This window comes from Pseudomonas sp. IAC-BECa141, from assembly GCF_020544405.1.
GTDB lineage: Bacteria > Pseudomonadota > Gammaproteobacteria > Pseudomonadales > Pseudomonadaceae > Aquipseudomonas.
On sequence record NZ_CP065410.1, the window covers coordinates 894,520 to 913,639 of the forward strand.

Below are 19,120 nucleotides of genomic sequence, written 5' to 3' on the forward strand. Positions count from 1 at the left end.
GAAGCCGGCGCAAACGCCCTGTTTGTGCCGGTTTTGCTCCACCCGGCGACGCCCTGTCGCATTCTCCGGCCTTTCGGGCTCATTGGCGGTAGACCAAAAATCCCTTTTTCTGTAAGCTACAGCTTTAGTGTGTCCACTAAAAGCGCGCAGAATAATTCAGTGAAGAAGCGGGGTGACGTGTCCATACGTCACTCCGCTTTTTTACAACCTGCGATTGCCCTTTCATGCGTTATTTACGGGAGGTCTTCTTGACTAAGCCAGCCATACTCGCCCTTGCTGATGGCAGCATTTTTCGCGGCGAAGCCATTGGAGCCGACGGTCAGACCGTTGGTGAGGTGGTGTTCAACACCGCAATGACCGGCTATCAGGAAATCCTTACCGATCCTTCCTACGCCCAACAGATCGTTACCCTGACTTACCCGCACATCGGCAACACCGGTACCACGCCGGAAGACGCCGAGTCCGACCGCGTCTGGTCCGCTGGCCTGGTCATCCGTGACCTGCCTCTGGTAGCGAGCAACTGGCGTAACACGATGTCTCTGTCCGATTACCTGAAAGCCAACAATGTTGTGGCAATCGCTGGTATCGACACCCGCCGCCTGACCCGCATTCTGCGTGAAAAAGGCGCACAGAACGGCTGCATCATGGCCGGCGACAACATTTCCGAAGAAGCGGCCATCGCCGCGGCGCAAGGCTTCCCGGGCCTGAAGGGCATGGACCTGGCGAAAGTCGTCAGCACCAAGACCCAATACGAATGGCGCTCCACTGTCTGGGATCTGAAAACCGACAGCCACGCGACCATCGAAGCCTCCGAACTCCCTTATCACGTGGTTGCCTACGACTACGGCGTCAAGGTCAACATCCTGCGCATGCTGGTCGAGCGCGGCTGCCGCGTGACCGTTGTGCCGGCGCAAACCCCGGCTGCCGACGTACTCGCCCTGAAACCGGACGGCGTGTTCCTGTCCAACGGCCCTGGCGATCCGGAGCCTTGCGACTACGCGATCAAGGCAATCAAGGAAGTGCTGGAAACCGAAATTCCGGTCTTCGGCATCTGCCTCGGTCACCAACTTCTGGCCCTGGCCTCTGGCGCCAAGACCCTGAAAATGGGTCACGGCCACCACGGTGCCAACCACCCGGTTCAGGATCTGGACACGGGCGTCGTGATGATCACCAGCCAGAACCACGGTTTCGCGGTTGACGAAGAAACCCTGCCAGCCAACGTCCGTGCGATCCACAAATCGCTGTTCGACGGCACCTTGCAAGGTATCGAGCGCACCGACAAGAGCGCGTTCAGCTTCCAGGGTCACCCTGAGGCGAGCCCGGGCCCGAACGATGTGGCCCCTCTGTTTGACCGCTTCATCAACGAGATGGCCAAGCGACGCTAAGCGCTCGCCTTGAGACTGTAGCGAGAAGCCTCTTGAGGGCGGCCCCGGAACCGGCGGCCCCCTCGGGACTTCAGAAATCGATCAAGACGGCTTGCCGACTGACCTGCGGATTTGAGTGACAAACCCATGCCAAAACGTACAGACATTAAAAGCATCCTGATTCTCGGCGCTGGCCCGATCGTTATCGGCCAGGCCTGCGAATTCGACTACTCCGGCGCCCAGGCTTGCAAAGCCCTGCGCGAAGAGGGTTACCGCGTCATCCTGGTGAACTCCAACCCGGCCACCATCATGACCGATCCGGACATGGCCGACGCCACCTACATCGAGCCGATCAAATGGCAGACCGTTGCCAAGATCATCGAAAAAGAGCGTCCGGATGCCGTGTTGCCAACCATGGGCGGCCAGACTGCTCTGAACTGCGCCCTGGATCTGGAGCGCGAAGGCGTTCTGGAGAAGTTCGGCGTAGAGATGATCGGGGCCAACGCCGACACCATCGACAAGGCTGAAGACCGTTCGCGTTTCGATAAGGCGATGAAAGCCATCGGCCTGGAATGCCCGCGTTCCGGTATCGCCCACAGCATGGAAGAAGCCAACGCAGTACTCGAGCGCCTGGGCTTCCCGTGCATCATCCGTCCGTCCTTTACCATGGGCGGCACCGGTGGCGGTATCGCTTACAACCGTGAAGAGTTCGAAGAAATCTGCGCCCGCGGTCTGGACCTGTCGCCGACCAAGGAGCTGCTGATCGACGAATCGCTGATCGGCTGGAAAGAGTATGAAATGGAAGTTGTCCGCGACAAGAAGGACAACTGCATCATCGTCTGCTCGATCGAAAACTTCGACCCGATGGGCGTGCACACTGGTGACTCGATCACTGTTGCCCCGGCCCAGACCCTGACCGACAAGGAATATCAGATCCTGCGTAACGCCTCGCTGGCGGTGCTGCGCGAGATCGGCGTCGAGACCGGCGGTTCCAACGTTCAGTTCGGTATCTGCCCGGACACCGGCCGCATGGTCGTGATCGAAATGAACCCGCGTGTATCGCGCTCTTCGGCCCTGGCTTCGAAAGCCACCGGTTTCCCGATCGCCAAGGTTGCGGCCAAACTGGCAGTCGGCTACACCCTCGACGAGCTGTCGAACGACATCACCGGCGGCAAGACCCCGGCGTCGTTCGAACCGTCCATCGACTACGTCGTCACCAAGATGCCGCGCTTCGCTTTCGAGAAGTTCTCCAACGCTGACGCGCGTCTGACCACTCAAATGAAGTCCGTAGGCGAAGTCATGGCCATCGGCCGTACCTTCCAGGAATCCCTGCAGAAAGCCCTGCGCGGTCTGGAAGTGGGTGTTTGCGGTCTGGACGAGAAAGTCGACCTGAGCAACCCGGAAAGCATGAGCGTGCTCAAGCGCGAACTGACCGTGCCTGGCGCCGAGCGTATCTGGTACGTGGCGGACGCCTTCCGCGCCGGCATGACCGTCGAAGAAATCTTCGGCATGAACATGATCGATCCGTGGTTCCTGGTACAGATCGAAGATCTGATCAAGGACGAAGAGAAGGTCAAGACCCTTGGTCTGTCCGCTATCGACCGCGACCTGATGTTCAAGCTCAAGCGCAAAGGTTTCTCCGACCAGCGTCTGGCCAAGCTGTTGGGCGTCACCGAGAAGAACCTGCGTACTCACCGCCACAAGCTGGAAGTGTTCCCGGTCTACAAGCGCGTCGACACCTGCGCGGCCGAGTTCGCCACCGACACCGCCTACCTGTACTCGACCTACGAGGAAGAGTGCGAAGCCGCGCCGTCCGGTCGCGACAAGATTATCATCCTTGGCGGTGGCCCGAACCGTATCGGTCAGGGCATCGAGTTCGACTACTGCTGCGTACACGCGGCACTGGCGCTGCGCGATGACGGTTACGAGACCATCATGGTCAACTGCAACCCGGAAACCGTTTCCACTGACTACGACACTTCCGATCGTCTGTACTTCGAACCGGTCACTCTGGAAGACGTGCTGGAAATCTGCCGCGTCGAGAAGCCGAAAGGCGTGATCGTCCAGTACGGCGGCCAGACGCCTCTGAAACTGGCTCGCGCCCTGGAAGCGGCCGGCGTGCCGATCATCGGCACCAGCCCTGACGCCATCGACCGTGCCGAAGACCGTGAGCGCTTCCAGCAAATGGTCGAGCGTCTGAACCTGCGTCAGCCGCCAAACGCCACCGTGCGCAGCGAAGACGAAGCTGTTCGTGCTGCTGCGAAAATCGGTTACCCGCTGGTGGTGCGTCCGTCCTATGTGCTGGGCGGCCGGGCGATGGAAATCGTCTACAAGGAAGAAGAACTCAAGCGTTACCTGCGTGACGCGGTGCAAGTGTCGAACGACAGCCCGGTGCTGCTCGACCACTTCCTCAACTGCGCCATCGAGATGGACGTGGATGCGGTCTGCGACGGCAAGGACGTAGTGATCGGCGCGATCATGCAGCACATCGAACAGGCCGGCGTTCACTCCGGTGACTCGGCGTGCTCGCTGCCGCCGTACTCGCTGCCGGCGCACATCCAGGACGAGATGCGCGAACAGGTCAAGAAAATGGCCCTGGAACTGGGCGTGGTCGGCCTGATGAACGTTCAGTTGGCGCTGCAGGGTGAAGACATCTACGTCATCGAAGTCAACCCGCGTGCTTCTCGTACCGTACCGTTCGTGTCGAAGTGCATCGGTGTTTCCCTGGCGATGATCGCGGCTCGCGTGATGGCTGGTAAAACCCTGAAGGAAATCGGTTTCACCAAGGAAATCATTCCGAACTTCTACAGTGTGAAAGAGGCGGTGTTCCCGTTCGCCAAGTTCCCTGGCGTTGACCCGATCCTCGGCCCTGAGATGAAATCCACCGGTGAAGTGATGGGTGTCGGTGACACCTTCGGCGAAGCCTTTGCCAAAGCCCAGATGGGTGCCAGCGAAGTGCTGCCGACCGGCGGTACCGCATTCATCAGCGTGCGCGACGATGACAAGCCACTGGTTGCAGGCGTGGCCCGTGATCTGATCAACTTGGGCTTCGAAGTCGTAGCCACTGCCGGCACTGCCAAGCTGATCGAAGCCGCAGGTCTGAAAGTGCGTCGCGTGAACAAGGTGACCGAGGGTCGTCCACACGTGGTCGACATGATCAAGAATGACGAAGTCACCCTGATCATCAACACCACCGAAGGGCGTCAGTCGATCGCCGATTCCTATTCCATTCGTCGTAACGCCTTGCAGCACAAAATCTACTGCACCACCACCATTGCTGCTGGCGAAGCTATCTGTGAAGCGCTGAAGTTCGGTCCTGAGAAGACCGTACGCCGCTTGCAGGATCTACACGCAGGATTGAAGGCATGAATAAATACCCAATGACCGTCCAGGGCTCCAAAGCCCTGGAAGAAGAGCATGCTCACCTGACCAAGGTCGTTCGTCCGAAGCTCAGCCAGGACATCGGTACGGCCCGCGAGTTGGGTGACTTGAAAGAAAACGCTGAATACCATGCCGCGCGCGAACAGCAAGGCATGGTCGAGGCGCGGATCCGTGACATCGAAGGCCGCCTGCAGAACGCGGTGATCATCGACGTGACGACCATTCCGCACACCGGCAAAGTGATTTTCGGCACCACCGTCGAAATCGCCAACGTCGAAACTGATGAAAGCGTCACTTACCAGATCGTGGGTGAGGATGAAGCGGACATCAAACTCGGCAAGATTTCCGTCGGCTCTCCGATCGCTCGCGCCTTGATTGCCAAGGAAGAGGGCGACACGGTCGTCGTGAAAACGCCGGGCGGCGATATCGAGTACGAGATTGTCGAAGTCCGTCACATCTGAGAGTGGGCGCCCGCTGCATGCGGGCGCGATGCTCTGGCAACTGGCCCAGATGTTGTGGGTTGGTGGCTTGTGGCTGGTTCATCTCGGTCTGCGACCGGTGCTGGGTCAAATCGGCCTGGCACCGCTGTTGATCGATGAAGTTGCAACTACGTTTGAAGTGGCGGTGGTGGGTTTCGCCGTTGCGTGCTTGATATTTCAGGCTTTGGTGCTGGTACAGGCCGAAGGCCTTGCCAGTCTATGGCGGGATTTTCGCGGACAGGTGTTGCTGATGGCGTTGTATGCGTGTGCGATGTTTGTCGCAGTGCGTGTCGGCTGGCCGGATGCGCAGCGCTGGCAGGAGTTCAGCTTTCTTGTACTGGGTTTCTCCGGGTTGGTGCTGGTTTTGCAGCCGGTGCCGGGATGGAGTGGCAGGGTGCGCGAAGCACACCCTTGACCCTGGCCATCACTTGAAGCGATGGACGTTCGACAGCTGCTTGTTGACGCTGAAGTTCTTGCGGTAAATCAGTGCCATCTTGCCGATGACTTGAACCAGATCGGCCTTGCCGACCTTGCACAGCTCTGCAATGGACGCCAGGCGCGCCTCACGATCGAGGATGTTGAGCTTGATCTTGATCAGCTCGTGATCCGCCAATGCGCGTTCGAGTTCGGCTAAAACACCCTCAGTCAAACCGTTGTCAGCCACAGTCAGAACTGGTTTCAGGTGGTGGCCAATGGATTTGTACTGTTTCTTCTGCTCGGGAGTGAGCGGCATAATCTGACCCTTTCGTCTGGATTCTGTAAAATGGCGGCCATTTTACCCGAGGGCTCGTGGATCCGCCCAATTAATCACGACCCTAATCAACGAGGTGCCCAATGGCGCGTTCCAAGACAAGCCTTGGTTGGCTGAAAAGACATGTCAATGACCCCTATGTGAAGCAGGCGCAGAAGGACGGTTACCGTTCGCGTGCGAGTTACAAGCTTCTGGAGGTCCAGGAAAAATACAAACTGATCCGGCCCGGCATGAGCGTTGTCGACCTGGGCGCCGCGCCCGGCGGCTGGTCGCAGGTCACCAGTCGGTTGATCGGTGGTCAGGGGCGTCTGATCGCTTCGGACATCCTGGAAATGGACAGCATTCCGGATGTGACCTTCATTCAGGGGGATTTCACTCAGGATGAAGTCCTTGCTCAAATCCTTGAGGCGGTGGGTAATTCACAGGTGGACCTTGTGATTTCCGATATGGCCCCCAATATGAGTGGTACGCCCGCCGTAGATATGCCGAAAGCCATGTTTCTTTGCGAACTGGCGCTTGACCTGGCGGAGCGGATTCTCAAGCCGGGCGGTAATTTCCTGATCAAGATTTTTCAGGGCGAAGGGTTCGATACTTATCTGAAGGACGCTCGTCGGAAATTCGACAAGGTCCAGATGATTAAACCGGACTCTTCCCGCGACAGTTCCCGCGAGCAATATATGCTGGCTTGGGGCTATCGCGGTCACAGTGAGTAAAACGAGGTTTTTTGCCGGGGTGATAGGTTTTTCGTATTTCGCCCCGCGTGCATAAGCGAATATTGTGTAGAAAGTGTTTCACAAAGGGTTACAGACGGCGCCTGCCAGAGCTGTAGGTAATGTAGTAAGTTAGGCCGGTGAATATCATGCGAAGCGCGCGCCAGTAGCGGAGCTTGCTTCAGAGGGTAGTTAATTGAACGATATGGCAAAGAATCTGATCCTGTGGTTGATCATCGCGGCTGTCCTGGTGACGGTGATGAACAACTTCTCCAGCCCTAACGAGCCGCAGACCCTCAACTATTCCGACTTCATCCAGCAGGTCAAGGATGGCAAGGTCGAGCGCGTGGCCGTCGACGGCTACGTGATTACCGGCAAACGCAACGATGGCGATAGCTTCAAGACCATTCGTCCGGCAATCCAGGACAATGGCCTGATCGGCGATCTCGTCGACAACCACGTTGTGGTCGAAGGCAAGCAGCCTGAGCAGCAAAGTATCTGGACCCAGCTCCTGGTAGCCAGCTTCCCGATCCTGGTGATCATCGCGGTGTTCATGTTCTTCATGCGCCAGATGCAGGGCGGCGCGGGCGGCAAGGGCGGGCCGATGAGCTTTGGAAAGAGCAAGGCGCGTCTGCTGTCCGAAGATCAGGTGAAAACCACTCTGGCTGACGTTGCCGGTTGCGACGAAGCGAAGGAAGAAGTTGGTGAGCTGGTTGAATTCCTTCGTGATCCGGGCAAGTTCCAGCGCCTGGGCGGCCGCATTCCTCGTGGAGTGCTGATGGTCGGTCCTCCGGGTACCGGTAAAACCTTGCTGGCCAAGGCGATTGCCGGCGAAGCCAAAGTGCCGTTCTTTACCATTTCCGGTTCCGACTTCGTCGAAATGTTCGTCGGTGTTGGCGCCAGCCGTGTTCGTGACATGTTCGAACAGGCCAAGAAACACGCTCCGTGCATTATCTTCATCGACGAGATCGACGCCGTTGGTCGCCATCGTGGCGCCGGCATGGGCGGCGGTCACGATGAGCGCGAGCAGACTCTCAACCAGTTGCTGGTGGAGATGGATGGCTTCGAAATGAATGACGGCATTATCGTCATCGCTGCGACCAACCGTCCTGACGTGCTCGACCCTGCATTGCTGCGTCCTGGTCGTTTCGACCGTCAAGTTGTGGTCGGTCTGCCGGACATACGTGGTCGTGAGCAGATCCTCAAGGTTCACATGCGTAAAGTGCCAATGGGTGACGATGTCGCTCCGGCCGTTATTGCGCGTGGTACTCCGGGCTTCTCCGGTGCCGATCTGGCGAATCTGGTCAACGAGGCTTCGCTGTTTGCTGCTCGTGCCGGCAAGCGCATCGTCGAGATGAAAGAGTTCGAACTGGCCAAAGACAAAATCATGATGGGCGCCGAGCGCAAATCCATGGTCATGTCCGAGAAGGAAAAGCAGAACACTGCTTATCACGAGGCAGGCCATGCCATTGTTGGTCGTGTCGTGCCCGAGCATGATCCGGTCTACAAGGTATCGATCATCCCGCGCGGTCGTGCGCTGGGTGTGACCATGTTCCTGCCGGAAGAAGATCGTTACAGCCTGTCCAAGCGTGCGCTGATCAGTCAGATCTGCTCGTTGTACGGCGGCCGAATTGCCGAAGAAATGACTTTGGGCTTCGATGGTGTGACCACGGGTGCTTCCAACGACATCATGCGCGCGAGTCAGATTGCGCGGAACATGGTGACCAAATGGGGTCTGTCGGAAAAGCTCGGTCCGTTGATGTATGCCGAAGAAGAGGGTGAAGTATTCCTCGGTCGCGGTGGTGGCGGTCAGAATGCCAGCTTCTCCGGTGAGACAGCCAAGCTGATCGACTCCGAAGTGCGCAGCATCATCGACCAGTGCTACGGCACGGCCAAGCAAATTCTCACGGACAACCGCGACAAGCTCGATGCCATGGCGGATGCCCTGATGAAGTACGAAACGATCGATGCCGAACAGATCGACGACATCATGGCCGGACGTACACCTCGCGAGCCTCGCGACTGGTCGGGCGGCACCGGAACTGGCACGCCTCCTGTCATTCAGGGTGAGCGTCCGGAAACACCGATTGGCGGTCCTGCTGCCGACGTTTAAGGTTTGAAATGACTTCTGTACAGTCCCTGACCCGGTTGCCTTGCGGCAACCGGGTTCTTGATTTGGCCCGGACTCATGTCATGGGCATTCTCAATGTCACTCCCGATTCCTTTTCCGACGGTGGCCGATACAGCCAGCTCGACGCGGCCTTGCGTCATGCCGAAGCCATGGTTGCGGCGGGTGCGACGCTGATCGATGTGGGCGGCGAGTCGACCCGGCCAGGCGCGCGGGCGGTTTCTCCCTTGGAGGAGCTGGAGCGTGTCGCGCCCGTTGTCGAGCTGATCAATCGCGAACTGGATGTGGTCATATCCGTCGATACATCTACTCCGGCGGTCATGCGCGAAACGGCTCGCTTGGGTGCTGGCTTGATCAACGACGTTCGTTCGCTACGGCGCGATGGCGCACTTGATGCGGCGGCCGCCACGGGATTGCCCGTGTGCCTGATGCATATGCTCGGCGAGCCTGGTGATATGCAGGACGATCCGCGTTATCAGGATGTCACCCGTGAGGTAGGTGAGTTTCTTGCTGAGCGCATGGTTCAGTGTGAGAGGGCAGGAATTCCCGCCGAGCGGATCATTCTCGATCCGGGCTTCGGCTTCGCCAAAACCCTGCAGCACAATCTAAGCTTGTTCAGGCATATGGAGGCCCTGCATGCGCTGAGGCGGCCTCTGTTGGTGGGTGTTTCACGCAAAAGCATGATCGGTCATGCATTGAATCGCCCTGTGGGTGAGCGTCTTTACGGTGGTCTGGCTTTGGCCGCACTGGCATCAGTGAAAGGTGCGCGTATATTGCGCGTCCATGATGTGGCGGAAACGGTGGACGTGGTGCGAATGCTCGCGGCCGTGGAATCAGCCGAATAAGAATGATGGAGCACTTATGAGCAAGAAATACTTTGGTACTGACGGTATTCGTGGTCGTGTCGGGGAATACCCGATCACTCCTGACTTCATGCTCAAGCTCGGCTGGGCTGCCGGTATGGCATTTCGCAAGATGGGTGCCTGCAAGGTGCTGGTCGGCAAGGACACGCGGATTTCCGGCTACATGTTTGAATCGGCCCTTGAGGCTGGCCTGACATCTGCGGGCGCCGATGTCATGCTCCTCGGCCCGATGCCGACTCCGGCCATCGCCTATTTGTCGCGTACATTCCAGGCTGAGGCCGGGATCGTGATCAGTGCATCGCACAATCCGCATGACGATAACGGCATCAAGTTCTTCTCCGGCAAGGGCACCAAGCTGCCCGATGAGCTGGAGTTGATGATTGAAGAGTTGCTCGATACACCAATGACCGTTGTCGAGTCGAGCAAGATCGGCAAGGTGTCGCGAATCAATGATGCGTCCGGCCGCTATATCGAATTCTGCAAGAGCTCCGTGCCGACTGGTACCAGTTTTTCCGGGCTGAAGATCGTCATCGACTGCGCACACGGTGCTACCTATAAAGTGGCGCCGAGTGTTTTTCGTGAGCTGGGCGCCGAGGTCGTCGTTTTGTCGGCGCAGCCTAACGGCCTGAACATCAATGACAACTGCGGCTCCACGCATATGGGGCAATTGCAGGCGGCGGTGTTGTCCGAACATGCGGATCTGGGTATCGCCTTCGATGGCGATGGTGACCGGGTGCTGATGGTCGACCACACGGGTGCGATTGTTGATGGTGACGAACTGTTGTACATCATTGCGCGCGATCTTCATGAGCGCGACAAGTTGCAAGGCGGTGTAGTCGGTACCTTGATGAGTAACCTTGGACTTGAGCTCGCGCTCGCGGATTTGGGTATTCCTTTTGTGCGCGCCAATGTCGGTGACCGCTATGTGATCGCCGAACTGCTGGAGCGTAACTGGCTGGTGGGTGGAGAAAACTCGGGGCATGTCGTGTGCTTCAATCACACCACCACAGGTGATGCGATCATCGCGGCCTTGCAAGTGCTGATGGCGCTGAAGACGCGTAACGAGGGGCTTGCTCAAACTCGCCAGGCATTGCGCAAATGTCCGCAGGTGCTGATCAACGTGCGTTTCGGTGGGGGCGAAAGCCCGTTGGAGCACCCGGCTGTCAAGGAAGCGAGTGCGCGCGTGACCCAGGCGATGGCGGGTCGTGGTCGCGTGCTTTTGCGCAAGTCCGGAACAGAGCCTCTGGTGCGGGTGATGGTCGAAGGCGAGGACGAAACTCAGGTTCGTGGCTATGCCGAAGAGCTGGCAAAACTGGTAACTGAAGTTTCTGCCTGATTCGGCTTGCCAGCCATGATTGTGTTGGGTAACATCTGCGCCCACTTTGACCGACGAGGTACAGCATGCGTCGCCCTATGGTAGCTGGTAACTGGAAGATGCACGGTACCCGCGCCAGCGTCGCTGAGCTGATCAACGGCCTTCGTCATCTGGCCTTGCCAAGCGGTGTTGATGTCGCGGTGTTCCCGCCTTGCTTGCATATCAATCAGGTGATTGATGGCTTGAAAGGCAAATCGATTTCGGTCGGTGCGCAGAACTCTGCGGTGGAATCCATGCAAGGTGCGTTGACAGGCGAGATTGCGCCGAGTCAGTTGGTGGATGCAGGTTGTTCCCTGGTGCTTGTCGGGCACTCCGAACGCCGCCAGATAATGGGCGAGCGAGACGGAATGCTGAATCGCAAGTTCGCAGCGGCACAGGCATGTGGCTTGATTCCGGTATTGTGTGTGGGGGAGACCCTGGAGCAGCGTGAGGCCGGAAAAACTCTTGAGATTGTCGGGCGTCAGCTGGGCAGTATCATAGAAGAGCTGGGTGTCGGTGCTTTTGCCAACGCAGTGATCGCTTACGAGCCGGTCTGGGCGATTGGTACCGGGCTGACTGCGACGCCGCAACAGGCTCAAGATGTGCATAAAGCCATTCGTGAGCAGTTGGCGGCAGAGAATTCTGAAGTGGCACGAGGTGTGCGGCTTCTATACGGCGGCAGCGTGAAGGCGGCCAATGCGGTCGAACTGTTCGGCATGCCGGATATCGATGGGGGGCTCATTGGTGGAGCTTCCCTGAATGCAGATGAGTTCGGTGCGATCTGTCGCGCCGCGGGAAACTGAAAAAATGCTGGAAACAGTCGTAGTCGTTTTTCATCTGCTGGGTGCGTTGGGCGTAGTTGCTCTGGTTTTGCTGCAGCAGGGTAAAGGTGCGGACGCTGGCGCGTCTTTCGGAGCAGGTGCTTCAAATACTGTGTTCGGAAGCCAAGGTTCCTCTACCTTTCTTAGTAAGTTTACTGCTATACTTGCCGCCGGTTTCTTCATAACCAGCTTGGGGTTAGGTTACTTTGCTAAAGAGAAGGCTCATCAGCTGACTCAAGCAGGTTTGCCAAACCCGGCAGTATTGGAAGTTCCAAAGCAGCAACCGGCTTCTGATGATGTCCCGGTGCTTCAAGAGCAAAAGTCGGCTACTCCAGCGACTGACGTACCTCCAGCTCAAGAGCAAAAGTAAGAAGGGTTTCAAACGTAGTATTGCCGAGGTGGTGGAATTGGTAGACACGCAACCTTGAGGTGGTTGTGCCCATAGGGTGTAGGGGTTCGAGTCCCCTTCTCGGTACCAATTAGTCAGGAGAGCCCGCTGTTGCGGGCTTTCTTGCAGGTGGAAGGTTACATTGACCCTAAAGGGGATCGGTCGTATACTTCCGCCCCAGCTTTGTCGCGGGGTGGAGCAGTCTGGTAGCTCGTCGGGCTCATAACCCGAAGGTCGTCGGTTCAAATCCGGCCCCCGCAACCAGTTTAAGGAGCCCCTTTTAAGGGGCTTTTTGTTAGCTGGACACTTTCAACGCCGCTGTTCGACGGCGTTTCAAGGATGGGCGTTTCGCCCATTTTTTTATTTTGCATAGCATGCACATACATGCACGAGGGGGTTCAGGTGTCGAGCAAGCTAGAAGAGTTGCAGGCCTTGCTGGCCCCGGTGGTCGTGGCCCTAGGCTATGAATGCTGGGGTATTGAGTTTTCGGCTCAAGGTCGCCACTCAATGTTGCGCGTTTATATCGATAAGGAAGGCGGCGTACTGGTGGACGATTGCGCCATCGTCAGCCGTCAGATCAGCGGTGTGCTGGATGTTGAAGATCCGATCTCCGTTGAATACACCCTTGAAGTTTCCTCGCCAGGCATGGAACGCCCACTGTTCACTCTTGAGCAGTTTGCCAAATATGTCGGTGAACAAGTGAAGATCAAGCTGCGCTCGCCTTTTGAAGGTCGACGCAACTTTCAGGGCCTTCTGCGCGGTGTAGAAGAACAGGACGTCGTGGTGCAGGTAGATGACCATGAATTCCTGTTGCCGATCGATATGATCGACAAGGCCAACATTATTCCCAGTTTTGACTGAGACGCGGATCCCGCGGATCCAATGGCTTGCGAAAGGCGAGGCGTACGATGAGCAAAGAAGTACTGCTGGTTGTTGAGTCGGTATCCAATGAAAAGGGTGTACCGGCAAGCGTAATTTTTGAAGCGCTGGAGCTGGCTCTGGCCACTGCTACCAAAAAGCGTTTTGAAGACGAAGTTGATCTGCGTGTGGAAATCAACCGCCACACCGGTTCTTACGAAACTTTCCGTCGCTGGACGGTCGTCGAAGAGGATGATCTCGATGATCCGGCCATCGAAACCTGGCCGAGCAAGGTTGCTGAAACGCACCCTGGCGCCAAGGTTGGCGACGTCGTTGAAGAAAAGATCGAGTCCATCGAGTTCGGCCGCATCGCTGCACAGACTGCCAAGCAGGTCATCGTGCAGAAAGTTCGTGAAGCCGAGCGCGCTCAAGTGGTTGACGCTTATCGCGAGCGCCTGGGAGAAATCATCTCCGGCACCGTGAAAAAAGTGACCCGCGACAACGTGATCGTCGACCTGGGTAATAACGCTGAAGCGTTGCTGGCCCGTGAAGACATCATTTCTCGCGAAACCTTCCGGGTCGGCGTGCGTCTGCGTGCGCTGCTCAAGGAAATCCGCACCGAGAACCGCGGCCCTCAGCTGATCCTGTCGCGTACCGCGCCGGAAATGCTGATCGAACTGTTCCGCATCGAAGTGCCGGAAATCGCTGAAGGCCTGATCGAAGTCATGGCCGCATCCCGTGATCCGGGTTCGCGTGCCAAGATCGCTGTCCGCTCCAAGGACAAACGCATCGATCCGCAAGGCGCGTGCATCGGTATGCGCGGTTCGCGCGTCCAGGCCGTGTCGGGCGAGTTGGGTGGCGAGCGTGTCGACATCGTCCTGTGGGACGACAACCCGGCCCAGTTCGTGATCAATGCCATGTCGCCGGCAGAAGTGGCGGCCATCATCGTTGACGAAGATGCCCATGCCATGGACATCGCTGTTGGCGCAGACAATCTGGCTCAGGCCATCGGTCGTGGTGGTCAGAACGTGCGTCTGGCGAGCCAGCTGACTGGCTGGACCCTGAACGTGATGACCGAATCGGACATCCAGGCTAAGCAACAAGCAGAAACCGGCGACATCCTGCGCAACTTCATCGACGAGCTGGAAGTCGACGAAGAGCTGGCTCAGGTGCTGGTGGACGAAGGCTTCACCAGCCTGGAAGAGATTGCCTACGTACCGTTGGAAGAAATGCTCAACATCGACGGCTTTGACGAAGACATCGTCAACGAGCTTCGCGCTCGTGCCAAGGATCGCTTGTTGACCAAAGCCATCGCTACTGAGGAAAAGCTGGCAGACGCCCATCCGGCCGAAGACCTGCTCTCGCTTGAGGGTATGGACAAGGATTTGGCGATGGAACTGGCGGTGCGCGGCGTAATTACCCGCGAAGACCTGGCCGAGCAGTCTATTGACGATCTGCTCGACATCGACGGCATTGACGATGATCGTGCCGGCAAGTTGATCATGGCCGCCCGAGCCCACTGGTTCGAGTAATTAGGCGCGGCCTGAGGAGAGAAGTGCATGACGCAAGTCACGGTGAAACAACTGGCCGATGAGGTCAAAACACCGGTAGAGCGCCTGTTGCAGCAGATGCGTGAGGCAGGTCTGCCGCACACCGCCGCCGAAGAAAATGTGACTGACAGTGAGAAGCAATCCCTGCTGACCCACTTGAAGAGCAGCCACAAGGCGAAAGTGGAAGAACCGCGCAAGATCACGCTGCAGCGTAAAACCACCAGCACCCTGCGTGTGGCTGGCAGCAAAAGCATCAGCGTTGAAGTCCGCAAGAAGAAAGTTTTCGTACAGCGTAGCGCGGAAGAAATCGAAGCCGAGCGCAAGCGTGAACTGGATGAACGTCGCGCGGTAGAGAATGCTGCCCGTCAGAAGGCTGAAGAAGAAGCCCGTGTGCGCGCCGAAGAAGAAGCGCGTCGCCAGCCTGCTGCGCCGTCCGCTCCTGCTGAAGCCGTCGCTGCACCTGCGCCAGTGGTCGAACCAGTGCGCGAAGCTGCGCCGGTTGTGGCTGCTGCGCCAGCTGCCGACACTCGCAAGCGTGACGAACAGCGCCGTCCGGACAAGCCACGCGCCGACGACAACAATCGTCGTGGCGGTGGTGATGGCGAGCGCAAGAACGCTCCGCATCGCGCATCGGTCAAGGAAAAGGCGCCGGCTCCACGCGTGGCGCCACGTACTACCGACGAAGAAAGCGATGGCTTCCGTCGCGGCGGTCGCGGCAAGTCCAAGCTGAAAAAACGCAACGCTCACGGTTTCCAGAGCCCTACCGGCCCTGTCGTGCGTGAGGTGAAGATCGGCGAAACCATCACTGTTGGCGATCTCGCTCAGCAGATGTCGGTCAAGGCTGCCGAAATCATCAAGTTCATGTTCAAACTGGGTACTCCAGCGACCATCAACCAGGTGCTTGATCAGGAAACTGCTCAGCTGGTAGCCGAAGAACTGGGCCACAAAGTGACCCTGGTCAGCGACACCGCCCTGGAAGACTCCCTGGCCGAGTCCCTGAAGTTCGAAGGTGAAGCGGTTCCGCGTGCGCCGGTCGTAACCGTAATGGGTCACGTTGACCACGGTAAGACCTCGCTGCTCGACTACATCCGTCGTGCCAAGGTAGCTGCTGGCGAAGCCGGCGGTATCACCCAGCACATCGGTGCATACCACGTTGAGACCGAACGCGGCATGGTCACCTTCCTCGACACCCCGGGTCACGCCGCGTTTACCGCAATGCGTGCTCGTGGTGCGAAGGCGACCGACATCGTGATCCTGGTGGTTGCGGCGGACGACGGCGTGATGCCACAAACCATCGAAGCTGTTCAGCATGCTCAGGCGGCTGGCGTTCCGCTGGTAGTCGCAGTGAACAAGATCGACAAGCCGGGCGCTGATCTCGATCGCATCCGCAGCGAGCTGTCGGTCCACGGTGTGACCTCCGAAGACTGGGGTGGCGACACTCCATTCGTTCCGGTCTCGGCGAAAATGGGTACCGGCGTCGACGAACTGCTTGAAGCGGTATTGCTGCAAGCCGAAGTTCTCGAGCTGACCGCCACTCCATCGGCTCCTGGCCGTGGTGTCGTGGTTGAATCGCGTCTGGACAAGGGCCGTGGCCCGGTAGCGACTGTTCTGGTTCAGGACGGTACGCTGCGTCAAGGCGACATGGTGCTGGTCGGCTCGAACTATGGTCGCGTGCGCGCCATGCTCGACGAGAACGGCAAGCCGATCAAGGAAGCGGGCCCGGCCATTCCGGTCGAGATCCTCGGCCTGGACGGTACGCCTGATGCGGGCGACGAGATGAGCGTGGTTGCCGACGAGAAGAAAGCCCGTGAAGTGGCTCTGTTCCGTCAAGGCAAGTTCCGCGAAGTCAAACTGGCTCGCGCTCACGCCGGCAAGCTGGAAAACATCTTCGAAAGCATGGGTCAGGAAGAGAAGAAGACGCTCAACATCGTCCTCAAATCCGACGTCCGTGGTTCGCTGGAAGCCTTGCAGGGCGCTCTGAACGGCCTGGGCAACGACGAAGTGCAAGTGCGCGTGGTCGGTGGCGGCGTCGGTGGTATCACCGAATCCGATGCCAACCTGGCACTGGCTTCCAACGCTGTACTGTTCGGCTTCAACGTGCGTGCCGATGCCGGTGCACGGAAGATCGTCGAGCAGGAAGGTCTGGACATGCGTTACTACAACGTGATCTACGACATCATCGAAGACGTCAAGAAAGCCTTGACCGGTATGCTTGGCAGCGATGTTCGCGAGAACATCCTCGGTGTGGCCGAAGTCCGTGACGTGTTCCGTTCGCCGAAGTTTGGCGCGATCGCTGGTTGCATGGTGATCGAAGGTGTTGTGCACCGTAACCGTCCGATCCGTGTACTGCGTGAAGACATCGTGATCTTCGAAGGCGAGCTGGAATCCCTGCGCCGCTTCAAGGATGACGCTTCCGAAGTACGTGCCGGCATGGAATGCGGTATCGGCGTGAAGAGCTACAACGACGTCAAGGTCGGCGACAAGATCGAAGTCTTCGAGAAGGTTCAGGTTGCTCGCAGCCTCTGACTCGCGCACTTCAAGGGCCACGTCGGGTCGCCGCATGCAAGTGCGCGGCACGGCGTCAGGACTCTAAACGCAACGCCCGGTCTGGCTTTTAGTCAGGCCGGGCGTTTGCCGCTTTCAGACCTTGCGGGTTTCACCGCGGGGCAGTAACAGGTAACAAAATCATGGCAAAAGAATACAGCCGTACCCAACGTATCGGCGATCAGATGCAGCGTGAGCTGGCCCAACTGATCCGTCGTGAAGTCAAAGATCCGCGTGTCGGCCTGGTCACCATTACCGCTGTAGATGTCAGCCGTGATGTTGGTCACGCGAAGATCTTCATCACCGTGATGGGGCAGGACAACGCCGAAGACATCGCGCAAAGCATCAAGGTGCTCAATGCTGCCGCCGGTTTCCTGCGCATGCAGCTGGCCCGTGAAATGAAGCTGCGCAGCGTGCCTCAATTGCATTTCCACTACGACGAAAGTGTCGCACGTGGTGCGCACCTGTCGGCTCTGATCGAGCGCGCGGTGGCCGAAGACAGTCAGCACGAAACTGCTGCACCCGAAGACACCAAGGAGTAACTCGGTGGCTCAGGTCAAACGTATCCGTCGTAACGTCAGCGGCATCATCTTGCTCGACAAGCCGTTGGGGTTCACCTCCAACGCCGCGTTGCAGAAGGTTCGCTGGTTGCTCAACGCCGAGAAGGCCGGTCACACCGGCAGTCTCGATCCCCTGGCCACCGGCGTTCTGCCACTGTGCTTTGGCGAGGCGACCAAGTTCTCGCAATACCTGCTCGATTCCGACAAGGGTTACGAAACCCTGGCGCAACTGGGCAAGACCACCACCACGGCAGACGCCGAAGGCGAGGTTTTGCAGGAGCGTGCGGTGACCGTTTGTCAGGCCGACATTGAAGCGGTCCTGCCGAAATTTCGCGGTCAAATCAGCCAGATACCGCCGATGTACTCGGCTCTCAAGCGTGATGGCCAGCCGCTGTACAAGCTGGCCCGTGCAGGCGAAGTAGTGGAGCGCGAACCGCGTTCTGTTACTATTGCGCGCTTGGAATTGCTGGCCTTCGAAGGCGATACTGCGCGACTCGCGGTGGATTGCAGCAAGGGCACCTATATTCGCACTCTGGTGGAGGATATCGGTGAGCAACTCGGTTGTGGTGCGTACGTCGCTGAACTGCGTCGTACCCAGGCCGGGCCTTTCACCCTGGGGCAGACCGTGACCCTCGAAGAGCTGGAAGCGGTACATGCCGAAGGCGGCAACGAAGCGGTCGACCGCTTCCTGATGCCATCGGACAGCGGCCTGCAGGATTGGCCGTTGCTGCAGTTCTCGGAAGCGAGCGCGTTCTACTGGCTCAACGGCCAGCCGGTACGTGCCCCGGATGCTCCGAAGTTCGGCATGGTGCGGGTACAGGATCACAACGGTCGCTTCATCGGTATCGGTGAAGTGAGCGAAGACGGGCGTATCGCGCCGCGTCGACTGATTCGGTCAGAATGACCGGAAACCGGTCTGTGTAACAGCAGGCCGGCGAGTGTGGCTGTCAACAGGCACGGTCACTACTCATTTATAGATACAGGGATTTGTCCCTGGCCTGTTGAAACTGTTTTTTAAACAGTTTCCTGATAAAAGGATTGCCTCATGGCTCTAGACGTTCAAGAAAAAGCTCAAATCGTTGCCGACTACCAGCAAGCTGTTGGTGATACTGGTTCGCCAGAAGTGCAAGTTGCACTGCTGACCGCCAACATCAACAAACTGCAAGGTCACTTCAAGGCCAACGGTAAAGACCACCACTCCCGTCGTGGTCTGATCCGCATGGTTAACCAGCGTCGCAAGCTGCTGGACTACCTGAAAGGCAAGGACCTGAGCCGTTACAGCGCTCTGATCGCTCGCCTGGGTCTGCGTCGCTAATCAGCGATTGCGCTATGAGGTTGGTTGTCTGTCAGACGTCAGCGGGGTTCCGCC

Annotated in this window: 17 protein-coding genes and 2 tRNA genes; 18 read left to right on the forward strand and 1 reads right to left on the reverse strand. The window is 58.1% G+C overall.

Features of this window, described 5'->3' with window-relative positions:
* Positions 1-248 precede the first annotated feature (248 nt).
* From carA to I5961_RS03935, 4 genes are all read left to right on the forward strand, one after another.
* On the forward strand, positions 249-1,385 hold the full coding sequence (gene carA, locus I5961_RS03920) for a glutamine-hydrolyzing carbamoyl-phosphate synthase small subunit (RefSeq protein WP_007953761.1): 1,137 nt from the start codon (positions 249-251) through the stop codon (positions 1,383-1,385).
* Between the two features lie 126 nt (positions 1,386-1,511).
* Positions 1,512-4,733, forward strand: coding sequence for a carbamoyl-phosphate synthase large subunit (gene carB, locus I5961_RS03925; protein WP_085698386.1), 3,222 nt, complete (start codon positions 1,512-1,514; stop codon positions 4,731-4,733).
* A complete protein-coding gene (greA, locus tag I5961_RS03930) occupies positions 4,730-5,206 on the forward strand; it encodes a transcription elongation factor GreA (RefSeq protein ID WP_007953757.1) in 477 nt (158 codons plus the stop codon). Before carB ends, greA begins: the two co-directional genes overlap by 4 nt.
* Before the next feature lie 28 nt (positions 5,207-5,234).
* Positions 5,235-5,639: an MFS transporter gene (locus I5961_RS03935; protein ID WP_227234424.1), complete on the forward strand. Its 405-nt coding sequence runs from the start codon at positions 5,235-5,237 to the stop codon at positions 5,637-5,639.
* A gap of 9 nt (positions 5,640-5,648) precedes the next feature.
* Here the strand turns inward: I5961_RS03935 and I5961_RS03940 are convergent, their stop codons facing one another.
* Entirely contained in the window at positions 5,649-5,957 is a 309-nt protein-coding gene (locus I5961_RS03940) for a YhbY family RNA-binding protein (RefSeq protein ID WP_085698388.1), read from the reverse strand.
* 101 nt (positions 5,958-6,058) lie between these two features.
* Here I5961_RS03940 and rlmE point away from each other — a divergent pair, with 101 nt between their 5' ends.
* The 14 genes from rlmE to rpsO all read left to right on the forward strand — a co-directional run bounded on the left by rlmE (position 6,059) and on the right by rpsO (position 19,066).
* A complete protein-coding gene (rlmE, locus tag I5961_RS03945; RefSeq protein ID WP_085698389.1) occupies positions 6,059-6,688 on the forward strand; it encodes a 23S rRNA (uridine(2552)-2'-O)-methyltransferase RlmE in 630 nt (209 codons plus the stop codon).
* A 202-nt stretch (positions 6,689-6,890) separates the two neighbouring features.
* Positions 6,891-8,798 carry an ATP-dependent zinc metalloprotease FtsH gene (ftsH, locus tag I5961_RS03950; RefSeq protein ID WP_011332403.1) on the forward strand — a complete coding sequence of 636 codons (1,908 nt, stop codon included), beginning with the start codon at positions 6,891-6,893 and terminating at the stop codon, positions 8,796-8,798.
* Positions 8,799-8,806: 8 nt separating this feature from the next.
* Positions 8,807-9,658, forward strand: coding sequence for a dihydropteroate synthase (gene folP, locus I5961_RS03955; RefSeq protein WP_085698390.1), 852 nt, complete (start codon positions 8,807-8,809; stop codon positions 9,656-9,658).
* A gap of 16 nt (positions 9,659-9,674) precedes the next feature.
* Entirely contained in the window at positions 9,675-11,012 is a 1,338-nt protein-coding gene (gene glmM / locus I5961_RS03960; RefSeq protein WP_085698391.1) for a phosphoglucosamine mutase, read from the forward strand.
* Positions 11,013-11,077: 65 nt separating this feature from the next.
* Entirely contained in the window at positions 11,078-11,833 is a 756-nt protein-coding gene (gene tpiA, locus I5961_RS03965; protein WP_085698392.1) for a triose-phosphate isomerase, read from the forward strand.
* 4 nt (positions 11,834-11,837) lie between these two features.
* Positions 11,838-12,221, forward strand: a complete 384-nt coding sequence (gene secG / locus I5961_RS03970) for a preprotein translocase subunit SecG (protein ID WP_011332406.1) — start codon at positions 11,838-11,840, stop codon at positions 12,219-12,221.
* 22 nt (positions 12,222-12,243) lie between these two features.
* Positions 12,244-12,329 (forward strand) — tRNA-Leu (locus tag I5961_RS03975).
* A 97-nt stretch (positions 12,330-12,426) separates the two neighbouring features.
* Positions 12,427-12,503: transfer RNA gene (locus I5961_RS03980), tRNA-Met, on the forward strand.
* Positions 12,504-12,641: 138 nt separating this feature from the next.
* Positions 12,642-13,100: a ribosome maturation factor RimP gene (rimP, locus tag I5961_RS03985; protein ID WP_039769696.1), complete on the forward strand. Its 459-nt coding sequence runs from the start codon at positions 12,642-12,644 to the stop codon at positions 13,098-13,100.
* 47 nt (positions 13,101-13,147) lie between these two features.
* Positions 13,148-14,629: a transcription termination factor NusA gene (gene nusA / locus I5961_RS03990; RefSeq protein ID WP_085698393.1), complete on the forward strand. Its 1,482-nt coding sequence runs from the start codon at positions 13,148-13,150 to the stop codon at positions 14,627-14,629.
* A gap of 27 nt (positions 14,630-14,656) precedes the next feature.
* A complete protein-coding gene (gene infB / locus I5961_RS03995; RefSeq protein ID WP_227234426.1) occupies positions 14,657-17,173 on the forward strand; it encodes a translation initiation factor IF-2 in 2,517 nt (838 codons plus the stop codon).
* A 161-nt stretch (positions 17,174-17,334) separates the two neighbouring features.
* The gene (rbfA, locus tag I5961_RS04000; RefSeq protein ID WP_085698395.1) at positions 17,335-17,733 is read left to right on the forward strand and encodes a 30S ribosome-binding factor RbfA; all 399 of its coding nucleotides are present in this window, start codon (positions 17,335-17,337) and stop codon (positions 17,731-17,733) included.
* Between the two features lie 4 nt (positions 17,734-17,737).
* Entirely contained in the window at positions 17,738-18,655 is a 918-nt protein-coding gene (gene truB / locus I5961_RS04005; protein ID WP_227234427.1) for a tRNA pseudouridine(55) synthase TruB, read from the forward strand.
* 141 nt (positions 18,656-18,796) lie between these two features.
* A complete protein-coding gene (rpsO, locus tag I5961_RS04010; RefSeq protein WP_085698397.1) occupies positions 18,797-19,066 on the forward strand; it encodes a 30S ribosomal protein S15 in 270 nt (89 codons plus the stop codon).
* The last annotated feature ends 54 nt before the right edge of the window (positions 19,067-19,120 follow it).

Coding starts and splice junctions, on each gene's coding strand:
- nusA (WP_085698393.1), top strand. CDS start 13,148: ATGAGCAAAGAAGTACTGCTGGTTGTTGAGTCGGTATCCAATGAAAAG.
- carB (WP_085698386.1), top strand. CDS start 1,512: ATGCCAAAACGTACAGACATTAAAAGCATCCTGATTCTCGGCGCTGGC.
- I5961_RS03940 (WP_085698388.1), bottom strand. CDS start 5,957: ATGCCGCTCACTCCCGAGCAGAAGAAACAGTACAAATCCATTGGCCAC.
- tpiA (WP_085698392.1), top strand. CDS start 11,078: ATGCGTCGCCCTATGGTAGCTGGTAACTGGAAGATGCACGGTACCCGC.
- greA (WP_007953757.1), top strand. CDS start 4,730: ATGAATAAATACCCAATGACCGTCCAGGGCTCCAAAGCCCTGGAAGAA.
- folP (WP_085698390.1), top strand. CDS start 8,807: ATGACTTCTGTACAGTCCCTGACCCGGTTGCCTTGCGGCAACCGGGTT.
- glmM (WP_085698391.1), top strand. CDS start 9,675: ATGAGCAAGAAATACTTTGGTACTGACGGTATTCGTGGTCGTGTCGGG.
- ftsH (WP_011332403.1), top strand. CDS start 6,891: ATGGCAAAGAATCTGATCCTGTGGTTGATCATCGCGGCTGTCCTGGTG.
- rlmE (WP_085698389.1), top strand. CDS start 6,059: ATGGCGCGTTCCAAGACAAGCCTTGGTTGGCTGAAAAGACATGTCAAT.
- rbfA (WP_085698395.1), top strand. CDS start 17,335: ATGGCAAAAGAATACAGCCGTACCCAACGTATCGGCGATCAGATGCAG.
- rpsO (WP_085698397.1), top strand. CDS start 18,797: ATGGCTCTAGACGTTCAAGAAAAAGCTCAAATCGTTGCCGACTACCAG.
- infB (WP_227234426.1), top strand. CDS start 14,657: ATGACGCAAGTCACGGTGAAACAACTGGCCGATGAGGTCAAAACACCG.
- secG (WP_011332406.1), top strand. CDS start 11,838: ATGCTGGAAACAGTCGTAGTCGTTTTTCATCTGCTGGGTGCGTTGGGC.
- I5961_RS03935 (WP_227234424.1), top strand. CDS start 5,235: ATGCTCTGGCAACTGGCCCAGATGTTGTGGGTTGGTGGCTTGTGGCTG.